The sequence below is a fragment of the Terriglobia bacterium genome (assembly GCA_020073085.1).
In the GTDB taxonomy this organism is placed as follows: domain Bacteria; phylum Acidobacteriota; class Terriglobia; order JAIQFV01; family JAIQFV01; genus JAIQFV01.
On sequence record JAIQFV010000020.1, the window covers coordinates 1 to 12,616 of the forward strand.

Genomic DNA, 12,616 nt, shown 5'->3' on the forward strand with positions numbered 1-12,616 from the left:
CGTTCCACCAGAGGCTTCAGCGGTTTCATTGCTTCCACCGCTGCTCCGGTTGCTACCGGCTGGAGCGACAGTTGCCGGGAGGGATTTTCACCCCCTGAAGATCGCCGCCTTTTCACGGCGCACTGAATTATCCGGGCTAAGAGATTGATCAATCTGGCTCATTGATCGGGAAGAGCGGTTTCCAGCATTGTCCCCGATGTTTGCCATGCTTTTCCCAGAGAAGTGTCACGGTAGCCTTGGGAACGTTGTAACGAAAAACCACGAGTGCTTGGTCATCCCCGTACCCGACAGCGTTTCGCCTTCGGCGTTCAAGCCTGAGAGCCTCTCGTTCTGATTCAGACATTTTGGGATCATTAAACCAACCCAGAGATCTTTTCTCAAGAATCGAATACCCAACATCTCGGAAGAATTTCTCGGCTTCTGCAAGAACAGTTCCGGGAAAAAGCGTGTTCTGAGGCTCAAACAATTTTGTCCAACCAAGCGATGCTGCCCCTTTTACGATCAATCGAGGAAGATAATCGTGCAAATCTCTTCCGTTAGCGCGGGTCTTCAAGACAACGTTTGGTCCTTCTGGGGTCGCGAGCGCAGTTAGCAATACTACTTCCGCTTGGCAAAACTTCTCTTTTTCCTCTCCACCAAGAGGAGTGACGTCGCCGGACGGGGCAGAAAGACCTAGATATTCCAAGAAGACGCCACCAGCCTGTTTTCCACTCAGAACGCAGTCATCGAGCAAGATAACCCGCGTCTGCGCGCTCTTGGTCTCCGCCAGAGCCCGTGCGAGAGTGGGGTAGACCTTAATTCCCATAGACTTCTCAAAGATATATTTTATATTCGAATCGCTTCCTGAACCCTCTGTAAAAGAAGCAAATACAGCATTTTCAAAAAGGTGACCATTCTGTGCGGCGAACGCTTTGAAGATGTTCTCAAATTCCGCGTTGTCATAGCATCGCACAGAATTCAGAATCGCAATGACACCGGCATGTAGTTCTTTTGGAAACTGGTCGACGAAGTCCTTTACATCCTTCGGGGTTGGTCTCGTCCGATAATTCAATCTCTGGGACAATTGCGTCCAAATCGAATCTTTGTCGGCATTGAGAAAGATAATCGGACAAGCCGTCGGGTGTCCGCCCAATTGAGGAAAAATCTGAAACAGCCTGGTCAAATAATCAGTTGGATGCTCTAAGCGCCGAGAGAACATAAATGATAAAGACCGATCGACTGGAAAGATGAACTTTCGCGCTACTTGGAGGGCACCGCCTCTCTCAGCCCGTTCGATGGCTTTAAGCAGCTTGGTCCTTTCCCTTTGCTCGCCGGTGTCAGCAAGTTCGGCGAGTTTTTCGCGTAGCGGTTGATACTCTTTCGCATCAGCTTGGCGCTTGAGTTCATTGAGAAAATCTTTCTGGCCTTGTATACGGGTGTTGGCTAGAATGTTCGAGACTACTGAGCGACTCAAGGCAATATTGATTTGGAAATCGAGGGCCCGCGCCCCGTTTGCATCTATGACATCCAATAGGGAGCTACGGGTGGCATAGGGTGTCCAAAAGCCCCTGACGGCCCTGACAAGGTGGTGGTACCACCTATAAATCAGGAGGTGTGCAACGATGTTCCTGGTTATGAATTCCCTTAGAGCCGAGTCGTGGGCATCTTTGCCTATGCCAGCTTTTCGGACGACACCCAGGAGTTGGTCGACGCATTCCTTCGGGACCTTTGCTTGGGTGTCTGGAAGGGGCCAGAACTTCTTCTTGAAAGGGTAGTTTAGCGGGTTGGCCTGTTCGACCAAAACGGAGGGGTCGTCTGCAAGACCGAGTTCCACTTCCCGTAACATGAAGCCCTCCCATACATCACGATATCCAAAGATTGCTTGTGGCAATCCTTTCAAAAGGGCTTCAATCGCTTCAATGGTGTCGCTTCTGGTTCCCTCATCGAGTAAAGCGTCGGGGCCTCTCTCATCCTCCTCTACTGGCATGGTGTGCCCAGGAAATTCCTGAAGGAGTTGCGCACCTGGCGCGGCAAGGTTTCGCGACACAGCAATCTTGTCGCTACATGTTATTCCAAAGCAAAATTCTTCCAATCCCTGGATTGTTGGATACGGATAATTGGAACGGATCATCGAAGTGCTCTCCAACCCTGAGAACAACTCTGCAACATGCATGACCGTGATCCCATCCAAGACAATGATTGGCTTCTTCCGGTTCGCCACATTTGAATCTTTGTTCGCCATAGTTCCCTCCAACGCATTCGCGTGCGACCAGAGTTTGTCCTCGAGCGAAGCTGCGGTCGGTCAGATGTAAAATGAATTGGGTCGTATCTTTCCAATCTTCAACTGGGATTTTGTTGGATGGAAGATCTCGGCTCACTGCTTGTCTTTCTCCATCCTTTCATCAAACCGACGGAGCGCAGCGCACGCCGTGACCTAGCCCGTTACACGTACCAGAACACCCTGTGCGGTGATGTGATACCATACCCCTCCATAGACGACCGGTAGCGCTCTCGCTATTCGCACTCCGTCACGAGGGATCGGTTGATCGTACTGAGGAGGAAAACCCAGCCCAAATCAGATCATGCCGCTGAAGTGGAGATTGGAAAGAGACGACCCCAATTGAAGATCCTGCTTTCTTCATCTCTTTCAAACGAAGAATAGATAAACCAGTCTTTGAGCTTTTCTGTTCCTTATTTCACGTCTAGAGACAACGCGGCCAGAATATCACAACCACAATCCACGCGACGACGACTGCACATGTGAGCACCCACCTCATTATTTGAACAGCTGCGGGAAAAGTTAGCAGGCGGTTCAGAAAATTACCTCGGATCTTGGGCCCTCCAGTTTTGGTAAGCCCGATTGTGTGTTCGATAGCCACGATCCAAGCCATCGATTTTTGTTGGAAGGCCCGATGGTTCTCGGCGATGAAAAGCCATGTGACCATAACCACTGATGATGCGACTGCGAGAGTTAGAATGTGTATCAACCTTGAAGAACGAAAGCCGGGGAGAGCTGCAAACCCCGCGAGAGACAGGGGAATCATAATGGACCCTGTCGTCCAAATCCTACTGTTATCATTGATGAACATCTTCGTATAGCTCGAGTAGAGGGTACGCAGCCATTCGTCTTGTTGTAAACTCTCATATGCTGTGTTTTCTATCAGGTTTTGCTTCAGCTGAAGTTTCAGATCCTCCACAACGCGGTTGAATTGACTACTATCGGTTTTTGCACTCATAAAGCCCTCCACTTCAATCTTACTTGTATGTTGGTGTGAGAATTCCAAATTTCGCGTGGGTGTAATGGGAGTAAACTGTCGGTTTCAAAGCCAGCTAAAGACAGACACGGGACCAGGCGCGATCATAACCCGAGCTACTTCTGAACTGTTAATTGTGGGAGGTTGTCCCCGTTTGTTCGAACCGACGGAGGAATGTCGGTGCCTGACTCTTCCCCCAATCGCGTTTAGTTAGGGACCACCCCCGTAAGATTGTGTTGCCCTATGCCCAAAGATTAGGTAGAGCAACATCATGATCCACCCTACAGTAAATACACCGGGAACGTAAAAGCTCATAATTGTGAGTGGATCCGTGATCCAACGATACTTCCTTTCTCTCTTGCCGACAGTTCTGTTCCAGAGTTGTTCGTCTATCCTGTCCTTTCCTGCATCTCTCAGAGTGCGGATAAACCTTCGGGCGTTAGGCGCCCATAGAACCCAAGCTCCATCAACCAACAGAACAAGGCATACGAAACCGATCTTGACTGTGCGATCACCTACCAGTCCGACTGCTACGGCGAGGAATCCATTAAGGCTGATGAACATACCGGTACGAGAAAGGTTGAGCACGTCTTCGTGGTCGGCCCGCCTATGAACGGACTGGCCGTTTTCTTGGTCAGAACTCATATGTTCCTCACGGAGGCGATGAGTGCGTGTGCTTCCTAACCATCGAAAGGCCGCATTAGGCTACAGGGGATGAAAGAGCGAACAGTTCAACTCTCGCAGCCGAGCGGCGAATCGAGTGCACGTCACCGTGATCAGGACGAGTGGAATGAACCAAAGCCTCAATTGCCAGTCGGTCTTTATGGTGCTGAGGGGCCGACACAGGAGCGGCTGGCCCTTAAAAAGTGTAGAACTCGCCCGGTGCGATTTCAAGGGGAATGTTTCACAAGTTTCTTTTCAGAGTCGAATAGTCCGGACGTGAAGCCCAACACCAACTTCCAAGCCTTTCCAACTTTTGCCTGGAGAGTGATGTTGGTGTTGCCGCTGAACGAGGCTAAATCGTGGGCAAAATTCAGAGCGTCAAACTGGGAATCGAATTCTCTCCTTTCACAGGTGAGAGCATTGCCCTTTGAAGAAAAAATTGGGGTCGCATCTCCATTTTCCATTTTTCAGTTCACCAGAAGCGGGCCGGATCTTAGGTGGTCAACTCAAGGTGACGTAGGTCTCAGGTCTTCACACCAAGCGTCGCCGACTTGACGAATCGCGATGTACGATGTTCAAAGAGGTGGATTCCCATATTGACTCAACATGAAAAATGGATAATGGAGATGCGACCCTCAAAATGCCCAGCAAATAAACGACGTTGTCCATGTTTCACTCTCCGAAACTTAGAGTACAGAGGAGGTTGGTCTCCCAACCATTCGACGGGGGAAATAAAGCGATTGTTCACTTCGAAAATTCATGCAGCACCTCTAAATCGACTCGATGCAGTGGCTCTCTAACGCTTGTTGACTTTATCATCATCATCATCATCACGGTGGTACGTTTTCCCGTTCTCCCAGACACTCCCACTTCCAGAAGATTCCTGATCGCGCTTTTAGGTCAACAGATTACTCTCTTGTGGCACCATAATCGGCGCACCTTCTCATGATTTATCTCTTAAAGCCGAGATCCTTTATTACTTCAAGCTCAAACTTTCCAACAGCTCTCACCAAGTGTCGTTTTCCGACTCTGATTCGGATTGTTTTCTTAGGCCAAGGAAGCGCATCAAGTTCCGTCTCAAGCGTGGCATGTCTTCCATCCACTGTGACTGTTATCTTGGATTTTAGAAAATGTGCCAATACCACGCGCGCGCCCCTTCGAGCGCCGATCTTGTACCACCGAAGAGCTGTCCTGGTGAGTTGCTCTTGAGTCTTCTCAACAGCATCATCCGGATATAAGGTGTCGTGCTCTAAGAGGCCTTCCTTCTTGAAGGCCTTGAGCGCGGACCGGATGCCAATCACGCGATGTTTCCGAAGCTCTTTATTCATGTCAATCATGTGTATCCCCTTTCGATCAATATTCTTGAATTTGAGTTGTGCGGGCGGAAAGTACCCGGGGGGCCGCAAAGACAAGGTGACTTCGTCAGCCTTACGACAGGGCTCTAACCCGCGGCCGCTCGGATCGGACCGGTGAGCGTCGGGTTCAGCCGCTTGTTAGGCAACGCTCTTGCCGATGTCCCAGTACTGCACCGCGAACTGAAGCGTCCGAAGGTGCGGGAACTCCTCAGGGATTGCGGCGCTTGCGACCTTCCGTTGGCCAATGCCCGCGTGGATTTCGACCATGAAGTCCTTGATGAACATGACACGTCCCCCGGCCAGCTGAGTCCGGCCGACGCCTCCGCCGTACACGAATAGCGCGACTTGATCGATGTGGTTCGGAATCGGGATGCCCCTGAACAATGTTGGGATGTACTGGCGTCCAGCCTCGAACTTCTTCTGGTATCTCAGCTCGCGCTTTGCCCAGCTGTCCGAGTCGAGAGATGGCTCAAGATGCACGAGGGCACGCTGCTCGGGATGGAAGGCGACGATATCGAGTTCGCATTCGTAGCCACCCTTTGGGCGCTTGCCGACCTGTATATTCCGCCGGACAAAGAACCCTCTGAATTCATACCACTCGGCGACGAGCGATTCGAGATGATTTCCAGCCACTTGTTTCTCCTCCGAGTCTGGCTAACGTTCGCCATAGCCGGCAGGCAAAAGCAAAGGGAAGCGACGCTTTTTGCTGTCCGAGTTGATGGCGTTGTTAGTCTTCATGTCAATTGCGCTGCAACTCCAATGAATTTGTTGATTTCGATCGTTGCCTTCCACTCTTCTTTACCTTTGGTTCCGTAGAGATGAACGAATGGGGCGAGGGCCATGCCCATTTGCGGTTTTTTAGAAAGGTAATGAAAGTTGATTGAGAGGCAATGAACGAGTTTGTTACACGCCTCGCGGAAATTAAGAACTGACGCCTTTTCTCTTCCATGCGTCAGATTTCTTATTGTTCCAACTTCGTCCTCGACGCCTTGGAGCCAGTATTCAGCCCGCGATGGGTTTTGATCCATAGCATTTCGCAAGGCAACTGCAATTGTGAGCAGAACTCGACCGATCTCTCTCTCTTGAAATTCCTGACGCAGATAGCAGAGAGGATGATTTCCCAATTTATCAAATGCTGGTCCTGCGTGGATCATGCAGCCTAAGAGATAAAGCTGGTGATTAAGAAACTCAGCTGAAATATCGAGCCCTTCATTCCAGGGGGATTTTCGGAGATCTAGTTCTGTCATATGTTTGAACGTTAACGTCTGGCGCGTCACCCACAGCACGCTTTTCCTTTTTATGTCGGTCGGGTGACCACGTAGGTTTGGGAATTCAGAACTTTGTGCACGCCGCATTGAGAAAGGAGAGGACATCAATTTGCGCCTCCCATTCCTTCTGTCTGTGAGTACCTTGCAGCTTGATCGTGTCGGCTAGCGGCGGACACTCCTCATGTTCGTTTGAGCCGAGAGATAAATCAACTAACTCTGCATGAATAATCTTGTTGCACGCTTCACGAAGCGAAAGTTCCACAGTCTGGGACGGCCGTGAAACATCGGCTACTAACCGACCGACGACGGCTTTCGACTTTGTGCCGATGCGGGCATCTAGGCTATTGCGGAGCATCACAGCCAAGCCAATCAGGCGACGTGACGCCTCGGAGGTTTCAAAGGTGGCACGAACCCACCGAAGGCATGGATAGGTAGACTCTATTCTTGCCAGACTCTGACTGGCAGAGAAGACACAGACCAATTGAAAAATCTCTAAATCTAGAGCCTCGGCGGCAACGGGATAGCCGGTAGTCACGAACGTACCTCCTGCCTTCTCTGAAAAGAAGAAATCTACCTAACGAAGTGGCACACAGGCGCGGCCCAATTCTGGGCGCCGCCTGGAGCGCCGAGTTAGCCAGCGGCTGTGACATAGCCCCGGTGGCGGTGGCACAGGCTTTCCCAAAAGTGTTCATATCTCATAACGCTCTCATGTCGCGAACGCCAGTGTGCATCGATGCCATCCCATCCGTTTCCCTTGAAAACGTAGCCACACTCAGGACACACTCGCGGCAACTCGTACGGGACACTGCGCTTGCAACACGCGCAAGGGGGTTTGCCGGTAAGCCAGTTTGGAAAACATCTGCTGAGGGGCTCGACTGCGACGTCGTCGGGACCTCCAAGCTTTGCTTTGACCCACTTTACACGGTGGTCTACCACGAACACCACCACGGAATCGGACCAAGTATCGTCTATGACTTTCGTTTCATTGATCAATCGCTTGCGAACGACCGGAATCCACTCGCGGCGTCGACGAATTTTGTCGATGAACCTCGCACTCGGCGTTTGGGCGGACGACACCTCGATGTATAGTAACCTCCTACCGCGAAGATCTATACCGACGAAATCGATGGACCATTGCTCCCCGGGTGGGACCGCGTACTGGGGAATCATCGCGACATGCGTGTTGCCGTTAGCGGTGTAAAGTTCCAATACCTGAAGTTCGTAAGGGTCCATGAAATTCCTCCGTACACTTGTAGAGGTCCGACAACTCACGCATCCCCCGGCAGCGCAAAGAGTGAACTGCTCGAGTGCACTCGGGTCGACCACCAGGCGTAGCGAAGCTGCATCTCCAACAGGTGCATCCTGCCACGTTCGATCATGCTCACCAACTCTGCGAGAGTGGCTTCAAGTTTGGCCATCGAGTGTTTCTCCCTTCTGCTTCAATCTCAACGAGTCAAGGGCCTCGGCCAAGCTAGTTGTACCGGTCAGAGCCAAGATCTCGGCGACGTAGCTTGGTGTGAGGGCGGTCTCTACTCCCACTTGGATCAAACTCATCAGGTAACTGATCCCGTCCTGGCCAGGACTGGCCTTCGGCACACTGCTGATGGCCGCGCGGGCAAGCGAGAGGGGATCAGGATTCACGAGCTCTCCCTGCGGATTGAAGTCTGTGTACAGAACATGATCCAGGCCGCAGAATCCAGGGACGTCACGAATCAGCACCGCATTGACTGAGTTCCTTTCACTGTAGAGTTGACCGGAGAGCTCCTTCCGGGTTTCCCGCCGCCAAAGCATGCTCCTGGCCTCCTCGAGTCGTATCGAGTCCGAAAGCACCAACACCTCGGCATTCACTGGATTCCCCGAGGAATAGGGCACGACGGTGGGGGCGCCTCCGCGCGTTTTGGAGAGCCAGGCGTACTCCACAGCAAACGGCGTCGTCGTAGGCACACGACGCACGATACTCGGACCAATCTCGATCCCTGGATCGTTAATCAAGGAGCCGTAAGCCAGGATGCCCACACTGCTCATGGTTCGAGGAGGATGGCAGCAGCGCGGATCCGCTGGCGGTGGGTCGAGGCGAGTCTGGTAGGGCTGGCCGGTGCGGATGCACTCCTGCATGGCGTCGTAGATTTCTAGGATGACACTCTTGGTACGGTAGTCGCCGTTGTACTTTTCTTCATCCTTGCGGCGGACGATGGGGAAAGTGTCCATGATGTAAGCCACGGCGTCACGCGGGGTTGGAAAGCTGGCTTTGAGCCGCGCCTGATCTTCCGCCGTCTCGCCCTCCGCGAGGAGCCAGTCACTGCTCTTGTCCACCGGCAGGTAGAGGTGGAAGAAGGCGGCATCGAGCTCGCAGCGAAGCAAGAAGCGGCGCCCCTCGTCCCAGCGGAACGGCGGGCCGAACCAACCGCAGTCCTGTGCGAACGGCTCAAGATCCCATGCTGTGTAGGTCAGCTCCAACACACGTGGTAGCAGCCAGTCCCGAAGCGTTGGCGGCCCGCCTGACCATGAACAAGATTCGGGATAGAAGTTCGGCGGGATGACAGGAAGCTGCTCCAACGCCCCGGCTCCCATACCTGTGCCGATTATCTTCTGCCGAGCCAGGTAATCGAATACGAACGCATTCATATTCGACATCAGGCATGTCGTCAGGATGGGGTCCGCCACCTCCACGTAAACGTTACGGCAATGGGTGTCGCATCCAGTGCGTGGAACAATCGCGGCAATCGATGTTCGTTCATCCGTCGCCCGAGCAATGTCGCGATAACCGAACAGCCATCTGGCTGGGAACTTGCCAGCGATCCTTGAATCGATCTCCTCGACTCTAGCGTAGTATTCCGTGACAGGCACAAAAGTCGCGTCGGACAGCTCCGAAGCTGTTGCTGATCTCCAATCCGAGCCAACAAATGTGGCATATCGGTGGTTGAAGGCGTGAATGGTCTTGCCGGAGTATAGGCGCGCAAATCCGCCCGGGATCACTTGAGGCAACTCGTCGCGTCGCCGGAAAAAGTCGCCTTCGTCAGACAGGCTAAGCATTCTCTGAATCGAAGGCTTCCACGGGCTGAGCCTTCCATCGCGCCGGTCGAGAAAGACCCCGAGTCTTCTGTAGCATCTTCTGGCGATGCCCTTGTCCTCCGCGCACTGGAAAATTGGTGGGGCAAGCGTATTCGGGCTGAAGTTCAGTATGTCATCGCGGGAAAGGGTGATTCGGCGTCTTGGGTCGCGAAGCTCTTCGACGGAATGCGCGAAGTAGCAAAACCCGATTCCCTGGGAGAATCCCATGTCTCCTGCTAGGGTCAGCAGACAGAACCGATAGCTCCGATGAACACTGGGGAAGAGTTCCCCAGCATTTTCGAAATCAAACAAGGAAACCAGCCGAGAACGCTGTAGCAGCCAACCGAAAAGGGCAGCGTTGTAGGCATCCATGGAGATGGCTGAAGGAACTATGATTCCAGCCCTGCCTCCAGGGTGAAGATGAGAAGCAACGGACTCGGTAAACAAGGGGTAAAGGTTTATTCGCCCAACCGATGAGAGTGCAAAGCGCCCGCTAGCTTGGATAAAATGCCGACTGCCTCCAACACGCCGTTTTGCCTCAAGAAATTGTAGCCAGAGAGGTGGGTCGTCATTCTCAAGTTTGAGGATTAATGCCTGACGTTGGCGAGCCGAGGAGGCGTTGGCAATGCCAGGCGCTCGCTGGGCGAAAAACTCCTTTTCGCTCAGTTCAACCATCTCCCATGGCGGGTTTCCGAGCACGCAGTCGAAGCCACCCCTCGCGAACACCTCCGGGAAAACCAGATGCCAGTGGAAGAACTGGTACTGGCCTGAGAGGCGTTCGGACTCGGCGACGAGATCGGCGGGCAGAGGCCGACCGGCGGCCAATTCCTTGAGGTCTTTGTGGGTGAGGCCAAACGGCTCCTTCGAAGGGTATCGCGGGTCGTCGCAGTGAGGCGGAAATTGCCTATTGACGACGAAAGCCGCGCACCACGCGTCGGCGAGCTGCTTCTTATGGCGGTACTCCGCGGTCTCTTCGTGGCGGCGGAAAGCCAGCTCCTTAGCCCGGAGGTCATCGGGCCGGTCGTCAGGAAGTTCTTCTAGGGCAGCAGAGGCCTGCTGCAGGTGGGCCTGAGTCTCGGCGTCCTGCTGGGAGAAGAGCGAACCTAGCCCCGCACGCTCGGCCTTATTACGCTTCCTTAGCAGTGAGCAGGCTTTCTTGTCGTCACCTTCGATGGGAGTGAAGGCATCGTCAGGCAGGCCAGCGGCGATTAGCCCCGGGGTGGCCCCGAGCAGGCTGTTGCCCACGCGGATGTGGTGGTCGAGGAAAGAGAGCGGTTTGCCAGGCTCCAGGGCTTCGAGCCATAGGCTCACGCGGCACAGCTCAGCTGCCATGGGGTTTACGTCCACGCCGTAGAGGCAGCGGCCGATCACGTCGCGTATGGCGTGCTGGTAAAGGAGCGGCGAAGGTTCGCTCTCGCCTTGGGCCAGCGCCCGCATGCGAGCGAGGTGCCGGGCCAGCCGATGCGCCGCGCCCACGAGGAAATGGCCGGAGCCGACGGCGGGGTCGCAGACCTTGAGGGCGAGGATGGCCTTTTCGGCCTCAGCGCCTGACTTGCCCTTGATCGCTTCCTCCACCACTGGGTCGAGTGCGGAGTCAAGTAGGCATTGCACCAATGAATCTGGCGTGTAATAGGAACCCGAGGTTTTGCGCTCATTTCCAGCAAACTCGGCAAAGGAGAAGCGGGCGCCGTCGGCGCTAATTTGTGGCGTGAGCGCGAGTAGGCTTTCGTAGACGCCGCCCAACTCCTCCGCACCTAGATTCTTGTAGTCCACAGGACGAAGCACTTTACCTTGGCGGGTGAAGGCGAGATCCCGCAGGGCTTCAAGAAAGTCATGGTTGGTTAGCTCGGCGTCGTTAAGGGCGGCTGTGGAGGCGGGGTTCCAAAGGAAGCAGCCGAGCGCCGGCAGAGCCAGATGCTCGCGCACGGTAGTAAAGGCTGCGTCGCCGGAAAGAGCACCCACCATGACCTGGAACTGTCGCCACAGGTCAGCATGACGACTTCCTTTGATCCTGTTGGCCAGCTCGCGCATGCGGGCGGTACTGTAGTGGGCCGCGTATCGTTCGCGGGCAGTGTGGGCTGCATTGGAGTCGTCGTGCAAGTGGAGGAGCGACTGTCCTTCGAGGGTGCGGTCCTCGGCCACGAATAAGAAGATCAGTCGGTAGACCACGCGTAGAAGCTGGCCGTGAAAGTCAGCAGGCGTAATCTCGCTTGTGCGAAGCGCGTCGCGCAGGCTGGTGTTTTTCGGGTGGCTGGTGAAGCCCTCGCCTAGGATCTGCAGTGCGCGCTCAACGCCGCCGCGCAGGTCGCCCAGAGCCCGGGTGCCCTGATCTTCGGCAAGTTTGGTCCACTGCTCCAGCCAGCAGGTTTCCGGCCGCGCACTCTCGCGGGGGGCGAAGCGCGTGGCGTGAGCGGTCAGCCAAAGGAGGACGAAGTCGGAATAGACCTCGCCTTCGAACATGGCCTCGAGGTTGAACTCGAGGAAAGATTGGCGTGAAAGGGCCTGGTTATCACGAAGCACACGCAGGATCAGGCCGTTTGAGACGAGTGCCCACAGATGGCCGGAACTGCGGTTGAGGAACTCTTGCACGAGGCCATGAGGGTTGGCGGCGGCAGCCCCGCGCTGGCCAGCGGCGCGGTGGTCGAGCGAGAGCCCACAGCCGACAAGATGAACGGGCACGGGGCCAAAGAAGCGGCTGATCGCGTAGCTGCGGTCGCCGACCTCGGGGCCAGCGCTGGTGGGCAAAAGTCCAAAGCCCAGCTCACGCAAGAGCGGCAAACTCCACTTGTCGTTGGTGAGGCCGGTGCCGGCTTCGCCCTCGGGCAAACTCGCGGTGGTGGTGCGGAACTCGGTCCAGTGCTTGCGCAGGCGGTTCCATGACTGGGTGATGACCTCGTTGAGGCGTTCATCCTGGGGCAGGCCATAGTCTTCAGGCCTTGTGCCGTCGAGCTTCGCCCTTGGATCGAGCACGCGGCGGAGCAGGTCGGGTGGCAGCAGGCCCCCTTCGGAGCGGATCGTCTGGAAGTCTTGGTTGCGGCGGGCCATG

At 54.6% G+C, this 12,616-nt stretch carries 9 protein-coding genes; all 9 read right to left on the minus strand.

Features of this window, described 5'->3' with window-relative positions; translation table 11 throughout:
• Positions 1–148: 148 nt before the first annotated feature.
• A complete protein-coding gene (locus LAO21_17740; protein MBZ5554563.1) occupies positions 149–2,221 on the minus strand; it encodes a hypothetical protein in 2,073 nt (690 codons plus the stop codon).
• Positions 2,222–4,123: 1,902 nt separating this feature from the next.
• Complete coding sequence (locus LAO21_17745) at positions 4,124–4,360, minus strand: hypothetical protein (protein MBZ5554564.1); 237 nt, start codon at positions 4,358–4,360, stop codon at positions 4,124–4,126.
• Positions 4,361–4,846: 486 nt separating this feature from the next.
• Entirely contained in the window at positions 4,847–5,233 is a 387-nt protein-coding gene (locus LAO21_17750) for a hypothetical protein (protein ID MBZ5554565.1), read from the minus strand.
• A gap of 156 nt (positions 5,234–5,389) precedes the next feature.
• Entirely contained in the window at positions 5,390–5,884 is a 495-nt protein-coding gene (locus tag LAO21_17755; GenBank protein MBZ5554566.1) for a hypothetical protein, read from the minus strand.
• A gap of 101 nt (positions 5,885–5,985) precedes the next feature.
• Positions 5,986–6,624 (minus strand): hypothetical protein, encoded by a 639-nt coding sequence (locus LAO21_17760; GenBank protein MBZ5554567.1) that lies wholly within the window; start codon positions 6,622–6,624, stop codon positions 5,986–5,988.
• Positions 6,584–7,054 (minus strand): hypothetical protein, encoded by a 471-nt coding sequence (locus tag LAO21_17765; protein MBZ5554568.1) that lies wholly within the window; start codon positions 7,052–7,054, stop codon positions 6,584–6,586. The genes LAO21_17760 and LAO21_17765 overlap by 41 nt, the downstream gene beginning before the upstream one ends.
• 95 nt (positions 7,055–7,149) lie before the next feature.
• Positions 7,150–7,752: a hypothetical protein gene (locus tag LAO21_17770; GenBank protein MBZ5554569.1), complete on the minus strand. Its 603-nt coding sequence runs from the start codon at positions 7,750–7,752 to the stop codon at positions 7,150–7,152.
• A gap of 35 nt (positions 7,753–7,787) precedes the next feature.
• Positions 7,788–7,937, minus strand: coding sequence for a hypothetical protein (locus LAO21_17775; GenBank protein ID MBZ5554570.1), 150 nt, complete (start codon positions 7,935–7,937; stop codon positions 7,788–7,790).
• Positions 7,924–12,615 (minus strand): N-6 DNA methylase, encoded by a 4,692-nt coding sequence (locus LAO21_17780; GenBank protein MBZ5554571.1) that lies wholly within the window; start codon positions 12,613–12,615, stop codon positions 7,924–7,926. The genes LAO21_17775 and LAO21_17780 overlap by 14 nt, the downstream gene beginning before the upstream one ends.
• Between the last annotated feature and the right edge of the window lies 1 nt (position 12,616).